Below are 20867 nucleotides of genomic sequence, written 5' to 3'. Positions count from 1 at the left end.
GTGAAGTTTGTGCACAGCGCCTATCGCTTCAGGCTCACTGATCGGCCTCGCCATCATCGGCGACCAGATTGTGTTCCTGCCACTCGCTCCTCGGAATGGCGTCACCTATGGCAAAGGCAAAGGCGACAACCGCCTGCCCCGCTGGATCGACCTCGCAATGGAACCGGACGTTGAACCAGCTGCGCTTGCTGCGAAAAGCCCCGCCATCCACCTCGACGCTGTTACCCCTCACCTTCTCCGCTTTCATGGCATAGGGCGCAACGAGGTCAGGGGCAGAGCCCGGACGCGAACGGCTGATCTGCTCCAGCGCTTCGAGATTGCAGAGCTGCAGATTGCGCTCCCCGCCGGACAATGTGCCGAGCAACTGGCGCGCCTCGCGACTGCGTGGGCTGGCCAGCGTCTTTCCCGAAAAGAGCTCTTTTGCCTGCCTTAACTCCGGCGGACCCGACGTCACCGGCTTCGGCGATGTCGGCAATGGAGGAGGCATCTCCCTCGATGCCGTCTCGGCTGCCGGCAGGGCATCCTCTCCCGCGGCAGAATTTGCTTTCTCTTCGCTCTTGTCCGGCAGCGGCTGGACGGCTTGCGGCGGAGCTGGAGTGGCGATCGCGGGCGGTGTCACGACTTCAACGTCGATGCTGTCTTCCGGCGCAGGCCTGATGGACTGCACATCAGGCAGGAAAGCAAGCAGAAGCAAGCCGATGACCAGATGCAGTACGAGCGATACCGGCCAGGCCGGATCGAACTTTCCTCTCTGCAACTGGCCGGCATGTTCCATCGGCAAGGCAAGTCCATGCTCTGGGTTCAAGGCGCAGCGACACTGCCAGCGCCGCGGGACAACCGCAACGCCGCATCCGGCTCATCACCAGCTATTGGCCATCCTGACCTACGAGAGCGACGCGATGATGTCGCGGTAGTTCACTTCCGAAAATGCCTTCATGGTTTTCGTGCGGACGTTTCCGCCTGTGGCGAGAGACAGCGTGAAGCGCGCCATCACGCGATCATCAGGCGCCTCGCAGACGGCCACCATGTCATATTCGCCCATGGTGAGATAAAACTTGTCGAAGGAACCGCCCATGCCGCCGAGCATGTTCCTTGCCGCATCCAGTCGCTTGGCAGAATCCTTCACGTTCCGGATGCCCTGATCGGTCCAGTTTATCAGCAGAATGTAGGTGGTCATGCTGCACCTCCCGACGGAGGCCACGGTCACGCGGCGCATGATACAGCTCGCACGCCGCGACCGCTCTCTTCCCCCGCTGCCGAAATTATAGGCCTGTCACCACATAGGGACAAGCGGCGCGAGAGTCATCAATCGGGCTAGACGTTCCCCGACGGGCTAATCCGCTCAGGATCGCAGGCAGAGAAAAACCCGGCCAACAAGGCTGGCCGGGTTCTGGTATCGATCGTCTGGAAGCGTGAAAGCTCAGCTGTCGAGGAACGAGCGCAGCTTTCTGGAGCGGCTCGGATGCTTGAGCTTGCGCAGCGCCTTCGCCTCGATCTGGCGGATACGTTCGCGGGTAACCGAGAACTGCTGGCCGACTTCTTCGAGGGTATGGTCGGTGTTCATGCCGATACCGAAGCGCATGCGCAGAACGCGCTCTTCGCGCGGCGTCAGCGATGCCAGAACGCGGGTCGTCGTCTCGCGCAGGTTCGCCTGGATGGCGGCGTCAATCGGCAGCAGCGCGTTCTTGTCCTCGATGAAATCGCCGAGATGCGAATCTTCTTCGTCGCCCACAGGGGTTTCGAGCGAGATCGGCTCCTTGGCGATCTTCAGGACCTTGCGGACCTTTTCGAGCGGCATAGCGAGCTTTTCGGCCAGTTCTTCCGGCGTCGGCTCGCGGCCGATTTCATGCAGCATCTGGCGCGAAGTGCGGACGATCTTATTGATCGTTTCGATCATGTGCACCGGAATACGGATCGTGCGGGCCTGGTCGGCGATCGAGCGGGTGATCGCCTGACGGATCCACCATGTCGCATAGGTCGAGAACTTGTAGCCGCGGCGGTACTCGAACTTGTCGACCGCCTTCATCAGGCCGATATTGCCTTCCTGAATGAGGTCGAGGAACTGCAGACCGCGGTTCGTGTACTTCTTGGCGATGGAGATGACGAGGCGAAGATTCGCTTCGACCATTTCCTTCTTGGCGATACGCGCTTCACGCTCGCCCTTCTGCACCATGTGCACGATGCGGCGGAATTCCGAGATCGAAATGCCGGTTTCCGTTGCGAGATTCTGGATCTCCTGGCGGATGTCGCGGATCGTCGTGTTCTCGCTCTTGGCGAATTCCTTCCAACCGCGGGCGGCCAGATTGCCGATCGACTTCATCCAGTTCGGATCGAGCTCAGCACCCTGATACTGCTCCAGGAACGAGTCGCGCTTGACGCCGTAGGATTCGGCCAGACGAAGCAGGCGGCCTTCGTTCTGCACGAGGCGCTTGTTGATGTCATAGAGCTGCTCGACCAGCGCATCGATGCGGTTCTGGTTGAGCGACAGCGACTTCACGGCCTTGATCAGCTCGTCCTTGAGCTCCTTGTAGCGGCGCTCCTGAGCGGAAGACAGCGTGCCCGTGGCAGCAAGGCGCTGCTCGACCTGCTGGTCCTGCAGCTTGCGCAGCTTCTTGTAGGTCTCGGCAATGATGTCGAGCGTTTCCATGACCTGCGGGCGAAGCTCGGCTTCCATCGCGGCGAGAGAGAGGTTGGATTCGTCCTCGTCCTCTTCTTCCTCTTCCGGAGGCATGCCTTCGCCGCCGACATCGGTGATGTCGTCGTCACCGGAGCGGGCGCGGCGCGTCTTTTCCTTTTCCTCGGCAGCCTTGCGGTCGGCCTCGATCTTCTCGGGGCTCTGGAACTGCGGGGCAGCCTTGGCTTCCGGACCGGAATAGGTCGTTTCGAGATCGATGATCTCGCGCAGCAGCGTCGTGCCTTCGTTCAGTTCGTCGCGCCAGATGATCAGCGCCTGGAACGTCAGCGGGCTCTCACAGAGGCCTGCGATCATCGTTTCGCGGCCGGCCTCGATGCGCTTTGCGATGGCGATTTCGCCTTCGCGCGACAGAAGCTCGACGGAACCCATTTCGCGCAGATACATGCGCACCGGGTCGTCGGTACGGTCGGTCGGCTCTTTCTTCTTGGCGGTCGCAAGCGCGGTACCGCTGGAAGGTGCGAGTTCGCCGCCCTCACCGTCCTCACTATCAGAGCTGTCGTCGTCATCGCTACCGGAAGCGCCGGCTTCCTCGGCTTCTTCGTCTTCGATGACGTTGATGCCCATATCTGACAGCATCGACATCGTGTCTTCGATCTGTTCGGACGTCACTTCTTCGGAAGGCAGGACGGCGTTCAGCTCGTCCATCGTCACATAGCCGCGCTTCTTGGCGGCCTTGATCATCTTCTTGACCGCGTCATCGGAAAGATCGAGAAGAGGGCCGTCGCTTGCGCCGTCGCGTTCGACTTCCGCTTCTTCGTTCTCTTTGACCTTCGTTGCCATTTATATCGTCGCCTTCCTGACGCTATTCATACTCGCTTCGGTGAATGGCCCTGTCGTGGCCTGGCACGTGCGCGCCGGCCTCGAATCACCTATACCCACCTAACGGGATGACATTTAAAGCCTGATTAACCACGATAGCCGGCATCGGACAGCAAAATTTCATTGCTATTGGATTTCCGGCCATGGTTGTGCGATCCGCCTTGACCCAGTTCACCGCTCAAGTCGAACGGTGATTCCCACAAAATTTGTTCTCGTCAAGCTTTTCCAGAAAAAAAGCCCCCGAAAACCCGGAAAAAGCCTTATCCACAGGCTTTGAACCGCGCCAGCGATTGCTACGCTTATTTAGTATGTCACCAGGGAAAGACAAGGGCAGAAAAATTCTGCACTTGACTTTGCGTGAGTTCGACGTCGCAACGCCGCTGCTGCGTCGAACAAGAAAGCCGGCTTACCGCGACAGACCGTCGAACGCATTCACCGTCAGGGCAGACAGATCGAACGCCGGAATGCAGCGCAGATTGACGGATGCCATCTCCATGCCATTGGGCGCCGTCGCTTCCCCAAAGGGCGCGATGCCGCACTTGGCGCAGAAGTGATGTTTGATGGCATGGCTGTTGAACGTATAGGTCGACAGGTTTTCTTCCGGCACCGTCAGATGCAGCTTCTCCCGTGGCACGAAGCCCAGAAGCCCGCCGCGCCGGCGGCAGAGCGAGCAGTTGCAATCGACTGCTTCCGTAAACGCGCCTTCAACCGTAAAGGCGATATTGCCGCAGTGGCAGCTTCCCTCGTATTTCATTTCCGTCTTCTCACATCCAATCCATCACGACCTTGCCGGAATTGCCCGAGCGCATCGCCTCGAAACCATCTCGAAATTCGTCGATCTTGATGCGATGAGTGATAACCGGCGACAGATCCAGGCCACCCTGCACGAAGGCGATCATCTTGTACCAGGTCTCGAACATCTCGCGGCCATAGATGCCCTTGAGGTTCAGCATCTTGAAGATCACCTTGTTCCAGTCGATCTCGAAACCAGCAGGCGCAATSCCGAGGATGGCGATCTTTCCGCCATTGTTCATCTTGTCGATCATGTCGCGGAATGCGGGYGCGGCACCKGACATTTCRAGYCCSACATCRAAGCCTTCGGTCATACCGATCGATTTCATCACATCGGCGAGGTTTTCCTTCGAAGCATCCACGACGTGATCGATGCCGAGCTTGCGGGCAAGATCGAGCCGGTTCGGATTGATATCGGTGATGACGACCTTGCGTGCACCGGAACGCTTGGCAACCAGCGCGCCCATGATGCCGATCGGCCCCGCACCCGTCACCAGCACGTCTTCGCCGACGAGATCGAAGGAGAGCGCGGTGTGAACGGCATTGCCGAACGGATCGAAGATCGCTGCGATCTCATCCGTGACATCGTCGGGGATGGCAACGACATTGGCTTCCGGAATGCAGACGAACTCGCCGAAGGAGCCCGGCCGGTTAACGCCGACGCCGAGCGTATTGCGGCAAAGATGCCCCCTGCCCGCACGGCAGTTGCGGCATTTGCCGCAGACGATATGGCCTTCGCCGGAAACACGTTCGCCGACGCGGTATTTGGTAACGGCGGAGCCGATCTCGGCGATCTCGCCCGAGAATTCGTGACCGACCACCATCGGCACCGGAATGGTCTTCTGCGCCCACTGATCCCAGTTCCAGATATGCACGTCCGTGCCGCAGATCGCCGATTTCTTCACGCGGATCAGCACGTCGTTCGGGCCGACTTCCGGCACCGGCACGTTCTCCATCCAGAGGCCGACTTCGGGCTTCGCCTTGACCAGTGCTTTCATCATGTTGGACATGATCTTTTCTCTCCTCAAGGCTCTTAGATAACGCCGAGTTCACGGCCCGCTTCGGCAAAAACGGCAATCGCCCGCTCCACGTCCGCCTTCGAATGCGCAGCCGACATCTGGGTGCGGATACGCGCCTGCCCTTTCGGCACGACGGGGAAGGAGAAGCCGATCACATAGACGCCCTTTTTCAGCATCAGTGCCGCCATATCCTGCGCAAGCTTCGCATCGCCCAGCATGACCGGGATGATCGCATGACCCTCGCCCGCCAGCGTGAAGCCGAGTTTGGTCATTTCGGAGCGGAAGAGCGATGCATTGGCCGTCAGCCGCTCACGCAGCGCATCGCCATTTTCAATGAGGTCGAAGACCTTCAGCGAGGCGGCGGCAATGACCGGCGCCAGCGTATTGGAGAAGAGATAGGGGCGCGAGCGCTGCCGCAACCACTCGACGATCTCGGCCTTAGCCGAAGTATAACCACCGGACGCGCCGCCGAGCGCCTTGCCGAGCGTACCGGTGATGATATCGATACGGCCTTCGACGCCGCAATATTCCGGCGAGCCGCGGCCATGCTTGCCGACGAAGCCGACGGCGTGGCTGTCGTCCACCATGACCATCGCACCGTACTTTTCCGCAAGATCACAGACGCCCTGGAGATTGGCGATGATACCGTCCATGGAGAAGACGCCATCGGTCGCAATCATCTTGAAGCGGCTGCCTTCGGCCTTCTTCAGCTCTTCTTCCAGCGCCGCCATATCATTATTGGCGTAGCGGAAACGCTTGGCCTTGGAGAGGCGCACGCCATCGATGATCGAGGCATGGTTCAGCGCATCGGAAATGATCGCGTCCTCTTCGGACAGCAGCGTCTCGAACAGACCGCCATTGGCATCGAAGCAGGAGGAATAGAGGATCGTGTCTTCCATGCCGAGGAAGGACGAGATACGGGCTTCAAGCTGCTTATGCTCTTCCTGCGTGCCGCAGATAAAACGCACCGAGGCCATGCCGTAGCCGTAACGGTCAAGCGCCTTCTTACCGGCGTCCGCCAGTTCCTCGTTATCGRCAAGGCCAAGATAGTTGTTGGCGCAGAAATTCAGCACGCGTTCACCAGAGGCAACGGCGATTTCGCCGGCCTGCTTCGACGTGATGACGCGCTCTGATTTATAGAGGCCGGCATCCTTGAGCGCAGCCAGTTCGCCGCGCAGGTGCGAGAGGAAATTCGAGGTCATTGAGGGCCCTTCTCTTGATGTTTCCCGTCTGAGCGTCGGTTAGCATATTGCCGCTGGCTTGTCTTGCTCAACGCTCGACCGAGATCAGCAGAAACATCGGCCGGTCGAGCTCTTCGACCCATTCGGGATGCGCGGTCAGATCCTGCTCGTTCGGCGCCCATTCTTCGACATGGCGGATCGTAAAACCAGCCGATATCAGCATATTGATAGTCGTGCCGAGGCGGCGATGCTGCTTGACGACACCCTTCGCCAGCCAGTCCGTTGTGCGGCTTCCCTCGACGGCATAGCCGTCGAGCGGCCATATGCGCTGCCCATCGGCATCCGTGCTCCAGCCGGCATTGCGCGGCGCCATGAAGATCGGATGCTCGATCGTAAAGACGAAACGCGAACCGGGAACGAGCGCCCGGTAGACTGTGGCGACAAGCCGCTCGAAATTTTTGACATAGTGAAAAGCGAGCGAACTATGCGCGAAATCGAATGAGGCTTCCGGCAGTTCCAGCTCTTCGAGATCGGCAATCCCATAGGTGATCGCCTCATCATGCGTATCCGCCCTAGCCCGGCCGATCATGTTCTCGGATATGTCGAGGCCGAGGACACTTGCAGCACCCACCGAGCGAGCATGGCGGGCAAACCAGCCGAAACCACAGCCGAGATCGACCACCCGCTTGCCTGTGAGATCAGGTAATTGCGCCCGAACCGCCGGCCATTCGGCCGCACCCTCAAGCCCTTCGACCGAGCGGCGCATGGCGCTGTATCCGGCGAAGAACTCCGCCGTGTCATAGATATTCTGGCTCATGATAATCCTCCGGATGGCCCTTATAGGATACCATCCATCATCATCTCAAGGATCGGGCATCTCAGGGATCGGGACCGTCGCCGATCTCCACGAGGCCGAACCTATGCTGGATCGGCAAGATCGATTCCGGTGTCGCCGCACCAGCCCGTTCGAGCTCCACGAAGAAATGCTCGAAGCCACCAGGCGTGACGAAGCCCATCATCCGGCCCATGCCATCGCTGACATTGCGCCAATGATGCGGAACATTCGGCGGCAGCACGACGACGGAGCCGACGGGCGCCTCGATCATCTCGTTTCCGCACCAGAAACGATAGCTCCCCTCGATGACCCGAAAGACCTCCGTCTCCCGCGTGTGCATATGCCGCGACGGGCCGGTGCCTGGCGCCGAGAAGGTTTCCCATATGCCATAGGCGCCGGCGGTTTCCTCCGCCGTTGCATGAATGAAGACCTGCCCGCCATGCGGATGTCTGGCAATCCGCTCGCGCCCGGGCAGTGATGTGACTGCTCTGTTGAAATGTGCCATTGAAGTTCCCCCAAACTCTGGAGCAACCCTAGCAGAGATCTGTGCCGATTGCAGCGGAAGGCAGGTGCAACCGGACTATTCGTCGTGGGAGAGAATGATATCGAGGAAAGCGTCGCCGTAACGCTCGAGCTTCGATTGGCCGACGCCCGAAATGCCGAGAAGCTCCTTGCGGCTGCGCGGCCGCTCGGTGGCAAAGGCGATCAGCGTCGTATCCGGGAAGACAACATAGGGCGGCACGCCGAGTGACTTGGCAATCGACATGCGCTCGGCCCTCAGCGCTTCGAAGAGCGTGCCATCCGCCCCTGAAAGCCCGGTCCTGCGCTCCGCTCGCTCAGTCTTCTTCGCTCTGCGCTCGGAAGGCGCGCGATCCTTGCGGAAGAAGACCTCACGCTCACGCTTGAAGACGGCGCGCGCCTCCGGCTCGAGCTTCAGGGCTCCGAACGCCTCATGGTCGACGCGGATCAGCCCCATCGCCATCAGCTGGCGATAGACCGATTGCCAGGTGCGAACGGCAATATCCTTGCCTGCGCCGAAAACAGGCATATCGACATGGCGAAAGCGTTCGGTCTTTTCATTGCTATTGCCGACAAGCACATCGATCACATGCCCGGCGCCGAAACGCTCGCCGGTGCGGTAGATCGCAGCCAGCGCCTTGATCGCCGCCTCGGTCCCGTCCCATGTCTCGACCGGCTTCAGGCAGGTATCGCAACCGCCGCATTTGCCACCATGCGCCTCGCCGAAATGCGCCAGGATCGCTTGGCGCCGGCAGGAAGCCGTCTCGCAGATCGCCAGCAGCGCATTCAGCTTGCCGCGCTCGATGCGCTTGATCTCGTCGGCCGCATTGCCCTCGTCGATCATCCGCCGGCGCTGGATCACGTCGGCCATGCCATAGGCCATCCACACCTCGGACGGCAGGCCGTCACGTCCGGCGCGGCCCGTCTCCTGATAATAGGCCTCCACCGAGCCCGGCAGATCGAGATGGGCGACATAACGCACGTTCGGCTTGTCGATGCCCATGCCGAAGGCAACTGTCGCGACAAGGCAAAGCTCTTCTTCCTTCAGGAACGCATCCTGGTTGGCGTCGCGCAGCGCTCGGTCCATGCCGGCATGATAGGCGAGCGCCCGTATGCCCTGGGTGTTCAGCCAGTCGGCGGTTTCCTCCACCTTGGCCCGCGACAGGCAATAGACGATGCCGCTATTGCCTTTGTGGCCGGAAAGGAAACGCAGGAGCTGCTGGCGCGGCTGGTCGCGCTCAACGATCTCATAGGAAATATTCGGCCGGTCGAAGCTGGTGGTGAAGACTTCGGCATTGTCGAGCATCAGCCGCTCGATAATATCCTCCTGCGTATGCGGATCGGCCGTCGCCGTCAGCGCGATGCGGGGCACACCGGGATACTGTTCCGCAAGCTTGCCGAGTTCGCGATATTCCGGCCGGAAATCGTGGCCCCATTGCGAGACACAATGCGCTTCATCGATAGCAAAGAGCGCGATCTTCGTATTGCCGATCAGCTCGCGGAACCCATCCATCAGGATGCGCTCGGGCGTCACATAGAGCAGATCGAGATTATCAGAGGAAATGCCGCGACGGATCGCGCCATACTCCTCGCGCGAAATCGAGGAATTCAGTGCCGCGGCACGGATCCCGAGTTGCTTCATCGCCTCCACCTGATCACGCATCAGCGCAATCAGCGGCGAGACGACGATACCAAGACCCGGGCGGCAAAGAGCCGGAATCTGGAAGCAGAGCGATTTGCCCGCACCTGTCGGGAAGAGCACGACGGCATCGCCACCGGCAACCACATGCTCTACGACTTCCTGCTGCCGCCCGCGAAAGGCGGGATAGCCGTAGACACGCTTCAGCACATCGAGCGGCTTGGCCGCGCCTGAAAACAGCGCATCGGATGCGGAAAACAGCGGCTCGTGGCTTTCAGTCTGCGACATCAGTGGCTCGCAGCGCCCTTGACGCGCCCGGAGAGCACACCGAAGCCATCGATAATGGCTTCCTGGTTTTCGAGCCGCAACGCCTCGAAATGCACTTCCTGCGAAGCGCGCATCAGCCGGTCGATCTCGGCATCGTCGCCCGCCTCGGTCGCCTGGGCGATATCACGCTCCAGCTCGATCTTCTGCCAGCGCAGATCCTTGGCGCGCTTGTGGAAGGCGAGCGCCTGGCGATAACCCTCACGGGCATCTTCCATCGCTGCCTGCTCGGTAGCCGTCCAGAGCCGGGCATTACGCACCTGCTGGTCAAGGTTTTTCAGGAGCGAACCGAAGCCGGCGACATCAAGGCATTCCAACAGGTAATCACGCGTCAGATGTGGCCCGGCGACAACGGCAGCTGCTCCCAGCATCGCCGACCAGAGCTTCTGCAGATCGCGATTGTCATAATCGATGGCAGCGATCTCATCATAATCGTCCAGCATCAGCGCGGGATGGTTGACGACGGTCAGCGCCAGCACACACTCCCGGAGCGCCGCATTTTCCTGATGGCCACGCACGAGCCCCGAACGGGTCAGGCGATCCGATGCGAATGCCTGCGTTCGAGGTCCTCCGGCCTTCCCGCCCCGCTCCTTCTGCCCACGGAAATTGCCCCCGCCGAAATTGCTGCCTCCTGAAAAATTGCTGCCGCCACCGAAGTTGCGCCGGTCGCCGCCGCGGTTCTGGAACTGCGGCTGGAAGAAGCTGTTCAGCCGGTCGCGCATGTCCTGCTGGTAATGGCGCCGCACATTCTCGTCACCAATGACGGCAACGAGCTGTTTCAGCCGTGCTTCCAGCTCGGCGCGCGCCTCAGGCGTATCGAAGGTCCCGTTTCTCGCCTCGCGGTCCCACAGCATTTCCGACAGCGGCTTTGCCTGCGCCATGACCTTGTCGAAAGGCGCCCTGCCGTCCTGACGCACGAGATCATCGGGGTCCTTGCCGTCAGGCAGCAGCGCAAAACGCACGCTCCGCCCCGGCTTAAGATGCGGCAGCGCCAGATCGGCGGCGCGGTTGGCGGCGCGAATGCCGGCGCCGTCGCCATCGAAGCAGAGCACCGGCTGCGACGTCATCTTCCAGAGCAGATCGAGCTGGTTTTCGGTCAGCGCCGTACCGAGCGGTGCCACGGCATTCTCGATACCGGCCTGATGCAGCGCAATGACATCCATATAGCCTTCGACGGCAATGATGGTGCCTTCGCCATTTGCGCCCTGCATCGCGCGACGCGCCCGGGCGAAATTGTAGAGCACGTTGCCCTTGTGGAAGAGTTCGGTCTCGTTGGAATTGAGATATTTCGCCGGCGCATCCGGTGACATGGCGCGTCCGCCGAAAGCAATGACCTTCTCGCGCGACGACAGGATCGGGAACATGATGCGGTCGCGGAACCGGTCGTAGGAAACAGGCACATTCTCGTGCACCACAAGCCCGCAGGCCTCGATCTGCTCCTTGCTGACACCCTTGCCGGCCAAGAATTCCTTAAGCGCATTGCGGCTGTCGGGTGCAAAACCGAGCCGGAAGGTCTCGATGGTGCGCCCCGTCAACCCGCGGTCGCGCAGATAGGCGCGTGCCCTCGCACCATTCGCCGTCTGCAGCTGGTCCTGAAAGAACTGGGTCGCCATTTCCATGACGTCGAGAAGCGAGGTACGCTCCTTCTCGCGTCTTTCCATCTGCGGATCGGCGACCGGCATCGGCACGCCGGCCATGTCGGCGATCGTCTGCACCGCCTCGGGAAAGCTCAGGCCTTCGAGCTCGGTCAGGAAGCGGAAATGATCTCCGGTCACGCCGCAGCCGAAGCAATGGTAACGGCCCTTGCGATCCTCGCAATGGAAGCTCGGCGACTTCTCGCCATGGAAAGGGCAGCAGGCCCAATAGTCGCCGCGCGACACGTTGGTCTTGCGCTTGTCCCAGCCCACGCGCCGCGCAATCACGTTCGAAATGGGAACGCGGTCGCGGATATCGTCCAGGAAGGTGGGGGAAAAGCGCATCTCTACCTCTTGCAGAACATCCATATAAGCAGCTTTACCGCGCCGCGCCACGAAACTTCTGCCGTAAATCCCGCTTTTCACAGGGCGCAGGACATTGTCACAAACGTCGGCCAATGCCACTCAACAACGTGTTATCGGCCCCTGACTGGGGGTGCGACATTTTTGACATTTTCCAAGTTCCGAGAGAATGGCGCCGTCCATATCGCGGAAAGCCGGTTCGGAGAAAGAATATGAAAAAACAATCAGTTAAAAGAGATCGGAGTGGGTTGCCCAGGCTTTTTCGGAGTGCGCGGCCGAACTCCATATTCACATCCCGAAAGGCCGAATCCGGGATTATTATATTTTTGTAATTTGAATAAGCCGGGGGCTGGCCATAAGTTCGAACTCAACAAAGCGATCCCCAAGCGAGGCACCATCCCTACCCCCGGCGCCGCCTCGCAAGGGTGCCTTTGCAAATACCCGCCGGCTTGGGTTTCGACCCTGCGTCGCTGACGGAAGCAAAGAGCAAGAAGGCAGGAGCGCCCCCAGCTCCTGCCTTCTTAATTTTTGGGCTATACGCCGCCGCTTTTATTGAGCTTTACCTTACCAATTAACCCCTAAAATACAAAAGCATTGACACTTCCAATAGGCGTGGCAAATGAATGCGCGAAACTCCTGGACAGCGCTATGGCCTACACCGCAGAAAATCTTGCAGCCGACGATAGTTTTCTTGCTGCAATTCTTCATTGTGCCAATGAAATGCTCGCGATTTATCGCGACAGCCCGCGTATTGCATCGATATTCGCCGCACAGCAGCGCTGGCTGATGGCGCATACTGGTTTTGCTCTCTATTACGGCTATCCTGGTGAAGAGAGGCGCGGCCTCTATTCCGGCCGCTTCATCGATTTCGTCATCCAGAACAAGATCGCCAGCCGCAACACGGCAGCTGCCTTCGTGCAGGAAATGCTGGTCTACCGGTTTCTGCGTCCCATTCCGGGCGATGACAAACGTACGCGCTTCCTTGAGCCGACGGAAACGGCGGAGCATCATTTTACCAAATGGCTGGTCGCCCATCTGATGATTCTGGATAGCCTCGATGGCGGCCGCCGCGCGAAAAATCTGATGGCCGATCCAACATTGATCGCCCGCCTGCAGCCGATAATCGCCAAGAAGATCATCGAAACCCAAGCAGTGCGCGATCCGGGCGCTACCTTCAATCTCTTTAATTGGGCCAATTCCGGCGGCCTCGTGATGGACTATCTGATTTCGCGCCTGCCGGGCTTTCCGCGTTCTGCCGATCGCGTCATCGTCGGCCCGTTGTCGCTGCGCGAGATTCGCGATCAGTTCATGATTTCCAATACCCACCTGAAACGCCTGCTCGCGCAGGCCGCCGATATGGGAAGCGTGGGATGGACCGAACCGCCGAGAAAGGGCGATTTCTGGCTCTCCCGCGGTTTCGTGCTCGAATATTGGAACTATCAGGCGGCGAAATTCGCCATCATCGATTCAGCCGCCGAAGCCGCGCTTGGGCCTGCGGTCGAAGAACAACCGCAGGCAAGGCGCCTTATTTCAGCAGCTCTTTGACGGTGCCCGAAGCCTTGGCAAAGTCCATCTGTCCGGCATAGCGCTCTTTCAGGGCAGCCATGATCTTGCCCATGTCCTTCGGGCCTTCTGCGCCAACTTCCTTGATGATGGCGGCGATATTGGCACGCACCTCATCGTCGGAAAGCTGCTTCGGCATGAAGTCCTGGATAACGACAATTTCCGCGCGCTCCTTGGCTGCAAGCTCGGGGCGGGCGTTCTCTTCGTAGATCTTCGCCGACTCATCGCGCTGCTTCACCATCTTGGCGAGGATCTGCAGCACTTCGTCGTCTCCCGCCTCTTCCTTGCCGACGCCGCGATTGGCGATGTCGCGATCCTTGATCGCGGCCTGGATGAGGCGGATGGTGCCGAGACGCTCCATCTGCTTCGCCTTCATGGCTTCCTTGAGCTGGGTGGCGAGTTGATCGCGCAGCATGTCATTACTCCTTCTGAAGCACCGGACCGAAAAGTGTGAAGGGGCTTTTCAGATAAGCCGATGCTTGAACAAAAACTTGAAGCGGCGAATCCGTTTCCCGGCCCACCGCTCTGGAATGGCGCTTTCATAAACCACGCTGATGTGTGGGATCAAATAAATTGCGAGAATCCCGGCAATATCGGCAGGAAAAGTGCCGCAATCTGCAGTACAAAGATTGACCTAGGCAGAGAGCGTGGCTATCTACCGCCACCTGCACCAAAATTCGTGATCAGGCGTCAAACGCGGCAAAAGCCGCGCGCCTGCACCTGCGAGATCAAATGGCCGGCTCGCGTTTTCAGAACGCCAAGCCCGCCGGAAACGGGATGAAGATGACCGCGACAGCACCCTGGACAACCGAAAAGCCGACCGCCCTGCTCGTTCTTGCCGACGGCACCGTCATCGAAGGCAAGGGTATTGGCGCAACCGGCAGCGTTCAGGCGGAAGCCGTCTTCAACACGGCGCTCACCGGCTACGAGGAAATCCTCACCGACCCCTCCTACCTCGGTCAGATCGTCACCTTCACCTTCCCGCATATCGGCAATATCGGCACCAACGAAGAGGATATCGAAGACCTGACGCCTGCAGCACGCCACGGCGCGGTCGGCGTGATCTTCAAGGCCGATATCACCGAGCCCTCGAACTACCGTGCTGCCAAGCATCTCGACGCCTGGCTGAAGGCCCGCGGCATCATCGGCCTCTGCGGCATCGACACCCGCGCGCTAACGGCCTGGATCCGCGAGAACGGCTCGCCCAACGCCGTCATCGCTCACGATCCTTCGGGAAATTTCGACATCGAAGCGCTGAAGGCGGAAGCCAAGGCGTGGAGCGGCCTCGAAGGCCTCGACCTCGCCAAGATCGCCTCCTCCGGCCAGTCCTCGCAGTGGTCGCAGACACCTTGGGTTTGGAACGAAGGATACGGTGAACTCGCCGCCGCCGACAGCAAGTACCATGTCGTCTGCTTGGATTACGGTGTGAAGCGCAACATCCTGCGCCTCTTCGCCGGTCTCGATTGCAAGGTCACGGTCATGCCGGCAACGGCGAGTGCCCAGGATGTGCTCGCCCTTCAGCCGGATGGCATCTTCCTGTCGAACGGCCCGGGCGACCCGGCCGCTACAGGTGAATATGCCGTGCCAGTCATCAAGGAACTGATCAGCACCGATATCCCGGTCTTCGGCATCTGCCTCGGCCACCAGATGCTGGGCCTGGCACTCGGCGCCAAGACCGAGAAGATGCACCAGGGCCATCACGGTGCAAACCACCCGGTCAAGGATCACACGACCGGCAAGGTTGAGATCGTCTCCATGAACCACGGCTTCGCGGTCGACACGAAGTCGCTGCCCGAAGGCGTTGAAGAGACTCACGTATCGCTGTTCGACGGCACGAATTGCGGCCTGCGCGTTCTCGGCAAGTCGGTCTTTTCCGTCCAGCACCACCCGGAAGCCTCTCCCGGCCCGCAGGACAGCCACTACCTCTTCCGCCGCTTTGTTAACATGGTGCGCGAGAAGAAGGGCGAAGCGGCACTCGCCGAACGCTGATACCGGATCAAGGCTCGCTCAGGCGGGCCTTTTTTCTTGCCGGCATATTGACCTCAACTTAACTTGAGGAATTACAGAACTGCCTGCAACACATCAGATGCAGGAGAAGATCGGATGAGCGGAGCTTTCTACAGGATAGACAAATTCGTCGTACCAGCTGCGGCGCGCGAGGAATTTCTCGTCAATGTGATGATGACCCATAAGGTGCTGGAGGCACAGGGCGGCTTCATCAATCATACGGTGCTGGAACAGGTTGCCGGCCCCGGCGAATTCAATTTCGTCACGGTTGCCGAATGGGAAAGCGCCGATGTCGTCGAACGCGTGCGGGCGGTCGTTGCTGCAGCCCACAAGGCCGCCAATTTCGACCCGCAGGAAATGTTTGCGCGCCTCGGCATCCGCGCAGATATCGCCAGCTACAAGCCCGTGGCCGCCTGATACTAGAGCGCCGTGCGTCCATTCGGACGCACAAAGGACGTTCTAACTCTTTGAATCTACGCATTAGGCTTCCGAAAATCGATTCCGATCTTCGGGCCGATGCTGTAGGACGGCCGGCTCAGGCGCCGGCCGCAGCCCCTTCCCGGCGAACGAGAATATAGAAGCGCGTGCAGAGCATGGCGGCCGCGGCCGCAAGCCCGACAAGAAAGCCTAGCCAGATGCCGAGACCGCCGAGACCGAGCGGGAAGGCAAAGGCCCAGGCGAGGAAAAAGCCGATCGGCCAATAGGCAATCAACGCCAGGATCATCGGCACGCGCGCATCCTTCAGCCCACGCAGCAAGCCGCTGGCAATCGCCTGCACGCCATCGACGAACTGGAAGAGACCGGCGATGACGATCAGCGGACCGGCATAGGCCAGCACCTCGGGCGCTTCCGGCAGGCTGACATCGAGAAACAGGCGCGCCAGAAGCTGCGGCACGGTCGCAAAGATGACACTGCCGATGATCGCAGCGATGCTGGCGATGATCAGCACCGTGATCGCCGCGCGTACCAGCCCGGTATGATCGCCCTGCCCGTGCGCGACACCGACCCGCACCGTTGCCGCCTGGCCGAGACCGAGCGGGATCATGAAAGCCATCGATGCCCACTGCAGAGCGATGCCATGCGCAGCAAGCTCGATCGTACCGATATGGCCCATCAGCAGCGAGGCTGCCGTGAAGAGGCTCACTTCGGCGAGGATGGTGATGCTGATCGGCAGGCCCAAGCGTATGACTTCGAAAAAGGCATGCCAGTCCGGCTTCCAGAAGCGCACGAAAATCTCATAGCGCCGCGTCTCCTCCCTGCCCTGTACATAGGAGAGGATGAAGAGGAAACCGGCCGCCTGCACCGCAACGGACACGATGGCGGCCCCTTCCAGCCCCATGACCGGCAGACCGAAATGGCCGAGCACGAGGATGTAGGCGCCGATCGCATTCAGCACCAGCATGGCGATGGTGACCTGGAGAATGACGCCAGCCTTGCCGATGGCGCTGACAAGCCCGCGCATGACATTATAGAGCAGACCCGGCAGCACACCGAACTGACCGATGATGATATAACCGTGGGCAAGCTTCGCCACTTCAGGCTTCTGCCCGAAATAACGCAGTATTGCCTCGGAATTGTAGAAGGCCGGCTGCATCAGCAACCAGTAGCAGATGACGACCCAGATACCCATGCGCAGCGACCGGCGCACGCTCACGACATCGCCGCGGCCATAGGCCTGGGCCACCATCGGGATAACGGCAATCGCAAAGCCAGAACCGAAAATCAGGATCGTGAACAGGAACTGCGCGGAAAGCACCATGGCGGCCAAGTGCTCTGCTCCGAGCTGACCGACGATCATCACATCGGTCATGCCGATGCCGAATTGCGCGAGCTGAGCGCCGATCAGCGGCACGCCGAGCATCAGCGTGGCGCGAAAATGCGCAGACCAGCGGTTGTCGTTTGCAGGCGCAACGGCGCGCACGTCGATCGGCGTGTCCATGACACTATTCCTGAGATTGAATCGTTAAGGGCCGCAGTGCGGCAAAATATCATGTCGGCTTAGAGCAAAGCGACGCAAAGAACCACCCCAAAACAGGCAGATGCTGAAAAATTCATCACGGCTTCACTGTTTTTGATGGATCACTCCGCTGCGTTGAAGGCTTGTGCCGGTGTTTTCGATGTCGTCACCCGCGTCAGGAATACAACCGCAGCAAGGAGGATGAAGAAAGCGGCCAGCAGATAGGGCGCGCCGGCAAAGGTGATAGGTGCATCCGGCTTGGTGAAATAGCCGAACATCTGGGTGAAGATCAGCGGGCCGATGATCGTCGTGATGCTGCCGATGCTGGTAAGCGCGCCCTGCAACTCACCCTGTGCGGATGGCGGCACCTTGCCGGCGGCAATGCTGCGCAGCGGCGGATCGGCAACATTCTCCATAACCGTCAGTACGATCACGGTATAGACGACCCAGCCCTCCCAGGCGAAAGCATAACCTGTGAGGGCGGCCATCGAGAAACACAGGCCGAGCAGCGCCGTCTTCCATTCACCGAGTACAGGCACGACACGCGGCAGAACGAGTCCCATGACCACAGCGGCGCCGATCCCGTAGAGGCCGAGAGACAGGCCGATCTGCCCTTCGCTCCAACCATAGCGGAAGGTCGAGACGAAGGGCCAGACCGAGGGATAGACGGCATGGGCGAGGAAAAATAGGAACATCACGAGGCAAACCCAGCCGATGCCGGGATAGTGCCGCATCTGCCGCAAAGCGCCGAGCGGGTTTGCGCGCTTCCATTCGAAGGTACGGCGGTTCTTCGCTTCGAGCGTTTCCGGCAGCAGGAAACAGGCGGCAACAAAATTGATGAAGGAAAGCGCGGCGGCACCATAGAACGGCACGCGCGGCCCGAACTCGCCAAGGAAGCCGCCGATCACGGGGCCGACGGTGAAACCGACACCGAAGGCGATACCGATTAGGCCGAAATTCTTGGCGCGGTTCTCTTCATTGCTGATGTCGGCAATGTAAGCCGAGCAGGTGGCGAAACTGCCGCCACTGATGCCCGCGAGCACCCTGCCGACGAAGAGCATCCAATAACTGGTGGCGATGGCGCAGATGAAATTGTCGAACGCGAAGGTCAGCACCGAGAGCAGCAGGATCGGACGGCGCCCGAAACGATCGCTCAAGTTTCCGAGCAGCGGCGCAAACAGAAACTGCATCAGCGAGTAGATCAGCATCAGCCAGCCGCCGTCCACGGCTGCATCGCTGACCGTGCCGCCCGTCAATTGCTCCAGATAAACAGGCAGTACCGGCATGATGATCGCAATGCCGATAACGTCCAGAAAGAGAATGATGAAGACCAGGAAAAGGCCGCGGCGAACGAATTTCGGATCAAGCATAAGACATCTCTACAGCTGATATTTTCTGGAAAGACGATCTCGTCGCCGGATATATGACATAGCCGATTGGAATGACCGAAACAATACGTGAACATTTCAATGTTTTTGATGGAGAGACCGCCGAAACAGATGGTTCACGCGTTCTTTCGCTGCTCCATCCGTACAAAATCGACAAAAGCCCGCAATGGCGCGGGCATGTGGTGGCGGCTCGGATAATAGAGAAAGGGGCCGGAAAATTCGCTGTCCCATTCCTCAAGGATCGGCACTAGCCTGCCCTCAGCAATGCCTGACGCAAGCAGTTCTTCAAAGGTACGGATGACGCCGAGACCGGCAAGGGCGGCCTCGATCTCCATCTCCACAGCATTGGCGATGATGGGACCGGATGGCGTAATCACGAGCACTTCGTCACCCCGTTCGAATTCCCAGGCAAGCGAAGCGCCGCTGATGAAGCGATGGCGGATGCAGCTATGCTCCAGCAGATCCCGCGGATGTTGTGGCACGCCCCACTTTTCCAGATAGGCGGGAGCAGCCGCCGTCACATAGCGCTGCCGGCGCGGACCGATCGGCACGGCAATCATGTCGCGCTCCAGCCGCTCGTCATAACGAATGCCGGCATCGAAGCCGGCGGCCAGCACATCGATGAATGTATCTTCGGCAATGATCTCCAGCGTGATCTGCGGGTAGAGCGCCAGAAACCGCACGGCGAGATCGGCCATGAAGAGCTTTACGACGATACCAGGCACGTTGAGCCTGAGCGTGCCCGCCGGACTGTCACGAAAACTGTCGAGCTGACCGAGCGCGGCCGCCACTTCCGCAAGCGCCGGCGAAAGCCTCTCGAGCAATCGCTGGCCCGCCGCCGTCAGCGTGACGGAGCGCGTCGTACGATTGAGAAGCCTGACACCGAGCCGCTCTTCGAGGCGCCGCAGGGAGTCGCTCAGCGACGACGCAGAAACCTCGCGCTTGCGGGCTGCGGAGCGGAAGCTGCGCTCTCTTGCAATTGCGGCAAAGGCATCCAGATCACTGAGGGGAAGGTCGTCCATTGTGCATTTTCCCGTACGGCCCGTTCGAGACTATCCGGATTATCGCACAAATTCGGCTGCGGTAAAACAGCATCCGAAGACGCCGTCGGGCGCCGCTGAAGGAGAAGAAAATGCAGACCTATCGTTTGGGAAAAACCGGTCCAGAAGTCTCGGCTATCGGCCTTGGCTGCATGGGCATGTCGGGCATGTACGGCCCATCTGATCGCGCTGAAAGCATTGCGACCATCCACGCAGCGCTCGATGCCGGCATCAACCTGCTCGACACAGGCGACTTCTATGGCACGGGCCATAATGAAATGCTGATCGGTGAGGCGCTCAAGGGCCGCAAGCGCGAAGACGCCATCATCAGCGTCAAGTTCGGGGCGTTGCGTGATCCCTCCAATGGCTGGAACGGCTACGACGCGCGCCCGATCGCCGTGAAGAACTTCCTTGCCTATACGCTGCAGCGCCTAGGCGTCGATTATATCGACATCTACCGCCCTGCCCGCCTCGATCCGAATGTGCCGATCGAGGACACGGTCGGCGCGATATCAGATCTCATCAAGGCTGGTTACGTCCGCCATGTCGGGCTGTCCGAAGTCGGCGCCGATACGATCCGCCGGGCCGCTGCCGTCGTACCGATTGCCGACCTGCAGATCGAATATTCGCTGATCTCCCGCGGCATCGAAGGTGAGATCCTGCCCGCGACCCGTGAGCTCGGCATCTCCATCACAGCCTATGGCGTGCTGTCGCGCGGCCTCATCAGCGGCCACTGGCAGAAAGGCCAGCAGGGCGCAGGCGATTTCCGGGCCGTCAGTCCGCGCTTCCAGGAAGGCAATATCGATGAAAACCTTGCTTTGGTGGAAGAACTCCGGAAGATCGCCACCCTCAAGGGCGCCTCGGTCGCACAAGTCGCGATCGCCTGGGTAGCGGCACAGGGCAAGGATATCGTACCGCTGGTCGGCGCCCGCCGCCGCGACCGGCTGACGGAAGCGCTCGGCTCCCGCGCAGTGGAACTCACCGCAGACGATCTCTCCGCCATTGAACGCGCCGTGCCGAAGGGGGCCGCCAAGGGCGCCCGTTATCCTGAAGCTCAGCTCAAGCACATGGACAGCGAAAAGTAAGCTGCCC

18 protein-coding genes are annotated in these 20867 nt (G+C 60.1%); 4 read left to right on the top strand and 14 right to left on the bottom strand.

The window, feature by feature from the left end; translation table 11 throughout:
- Nucleotides 1-34 precede the first annotated feature (34 nt).
- The 10 genes from AC1DTN_RS05435 to dnaG all read right to left on the bottom strand — a co-directional run bounded on the left by AC1DTN_RS05435 (nt 35) and on the right by dnaG (nt 11802).
- Nucleotides 35-775 carry a DUF930 domain-containing protein gene (locus AC1DTN_RS05435; protein WP_442207052.1) on the bottom strand — a complete coding sequence of 247 codons (741 nt, stop codon included), beginning with the start codon at nt 773-775 and terminating at the stop codon, nt 35-37.
- A 108-nt stretch (nt 776-883) separates the two neighbouring features.
- Complete coding sequence (locus tag AC1DTN_RS05430; RefSeq protein ID WP_113324502.1) at nt 884-1177, bottom strand: GYD domain-containing protein; 294 nt, start codon at nt 1175-1177, stop codon at nt 884-886.
- A 243-nt stretch (nt 1178-1420) separates the two neighbouring features.
- The gene (gene rpoD / locus AC1DTN_RS05425; protein WP_112543627.1) at nt 1421-3475 is read right to left on the bottom strand and encodes an RNA polymerase sigma factor RpoD; all 2055 of its coding nucleotides are present in this window, start codon (nt 3473-3475) and stop codon (nt 1421-1423) included.
- Nucleotides 3476-3920: 445 nt separating this feature from the next.
- Complete coding sequence (locus tag AC1DTN_RS05420; protein WP_442206948.1) at nt 3921-4268, bottom strand: GFA family protein; 348 nt, start codon at nt 4266-4268, stop codon at nt 3921-3923.
- Between the two features lie 10 nt (nt 4269-4278).
- Entirely contained in the window at nt 4279-5316 is a 1038-nt protein-coding gene (tdh, locus tag AC1DTN_RS05415) for an L-threonine 3-dehydrogenase (RefSeq protein WP_113324500.1), read from the bottom strand.
- A gap of 23 nt (nt 5317-5339) precedes the next feature.
- Entirely contained in the window at nt 5340-6527 is a 1188-nt protein-coding gene (locus tag AC1DTN_RS05410) for a glycine C-acetyltransferase (protein ID WP_477920059.1), read from the bottom strand.
- Between the two features lie 67 nt (nt 6528-6594).
- Nucleotides 6595-7323 (bottom strand): class I SAM-dependent methyltransferase, encoded by a 729-nt coding sequence (locus tag AC1DTN_RS05405; protein ID WP_442206949.1) that lies wholly within the window; start codon nt 7321-7323, stop codon nt 6595-6597.
- Between the two features lie 61 nt (nt 7324-7384).
- Nucleotides 7385-7846 (bottom strand): cupin domain-containing protein, encoded by a 462-nt coding sequence (locus tag AC1DTN_RS05400; RefSeq protein ID WP_442206950.1) that lies wholly within the window; start codon nt 7844-7846, stop codon nt 7385-7387.
- Nucleotides 7847-7921: 75 nt separating this feature from the next.
- Complete coding sequence (gene recQ / locus AC1DTN_RS05395) at nt 7922-9787, bottom strand: DNA helicase RecQ (protein WP_442206951.1); 1866 nt, start codon at nt 9785-9787, stop codon at nt 7922-7924.
- A complete protein-coding gene (dnaG, locus tag AC1DTN_RS05390; RefSeq protein ID WP_113324530.1) occupies nt 9787-11802 on the bottom strand; it encodes a DNA primase in 2016 nt (671 codons plus the stop codon). Before dnaG ends, recQ begins: the two co-directional genes overlap by 1 nt.
- A gap of 666 nt (nt 11803-12468) precedes the next feature.
- Here dnaG and AC1DTN_RS05385 point away from each other — a divergent pair.
- Complete coding sequence (locus tag AC1DTN_RS05385) at nt 12469-13365, top strand: hypothetical protein (protein WP_442206952.1); 897 nt, start codon at nt 12469-12471, stop codon at nt 13363-13365.
- On the opposite strand, the gene AC1DTN_RS05380 is transcribed toward AC1DTN_RS05385, so the two are convergent.
- The gene (locus AC1DTN_RS05380) at nt 13346-13798 is read right to left on the bottom strand and encodes a GatB/YqeY domain-containing protein (protein WP_113185705.1); all 453 of its coding nucleotides are present in this window, start codon (nt 13796-13798) and stop codon (nt 13346-13348) included. The two genes, AC1DTN_RS05385 and AC1DTN_RS05380, sit on opposite strands and share 20 nt — an antisense overlap.
- A 368-nt stretch (nt 13799-14166) precedes the next feature.
- Between AC1DTN_RS05380 and carA the strand changes: the two genes are divergently transcribed.
- Both carA and AC1DTN_RS05370 read left to right on the top strand, forming a co-directional pair.
- The gene (gene carA / locus AC1DTN_RS05375) at nt 14167-15372 is read left to right on the top strand and encodes a glutamine-hydrolyzing carbamoyl-phosphate synthase small subunit (protein ID WP_477920073.1); all 1206 of its coding nucleotides are present in this window, start codon (nt 14167-14169) and stop codon (nt 15370-15372) included.
- 114 nt (nt 15373-15486) lie between these two features.
- Nucleotides 15487-15807 (top strand): antibiotic biosynthesis monooxygenase, encoded by a 321-nt coding sequence (locus tag AC1DTN_RS05370; RefSeq protein WP_442206954.1) that lies wholly within the window; start codon nt 15487-15489, stop codon nt 15805-15807.
- Nucleotides 15808-15925: 118 nt separating this feature from the next.
- Here the strand turns inward: AC1DTN_RS05370 and AC1DTN_RS05365 are convergent, their stop codons facing one another.
- The 3 genes from AC1DTN_RS05365 to AC1DTN_RS05355 all read right to left on the bottom strand — a co-directional run bounded on the left by AC1DTN_RS05365 (nt 15926) and on the right by AC1DTN_RS05355 (nt 19757).
- On the bottom strand, nt 15926-17329 hold the full coding sequence (locus tag AC1DTN_RS05365; protein ID WP_442206955.1) for an MATE family efflux transporter: 1404 nt from the start codon (nt 17327-17329) through the stop codon (nt 15926-15928).
- Nucleotides 17330-17469: 140 nt separating this feature from the next.
- Entirely contained in the window at nt 17470-18717 is a 1248-nt protein-coding gene (locus AC1DTN_RS05360) for a TCR/Tet family MFS transporter (protein WP_113325104.1), read from the bottom strand.
- 134 nt (nt 18718-18851) lie between these two features.
- Complete coding sequence (locus AC1DTN_RS05355) at nt 18852-19757, bottom strand: LysR family transcriptional regulator (RefSeq protein ID WP_442206956.1); 906 nt, start codon at nt 19755-19757, stop codon at nt 18852-18854.
- A 110-nt stretch (nt 19758-19867) separates the two neighbouring features.
- Here AC1DTN_RS05355 and AC1DTN_RS05350 point away from each other — a divergent pair, with 110 nt between their 5' ends.
- Nucleotides 19868-20860, top strand: a complete 993-nt coding sequence (locus tag AC1DTN_RS05350) for an aldo/keto reductase (protein ID WP_442206957.1) — start codon at nt 19868-19870, stop codon at nt 20858-20860.
- Nucleotides 20861-20867 lie beyond the last annotated feature (7 nt).

The sequence above is a fragment of the Rhizobium sp. 01T444 genome, from assembly GCF_056398305.1.
This window is presented reverse-complemented; position numbering and strand designations above follow the sequence as displayed.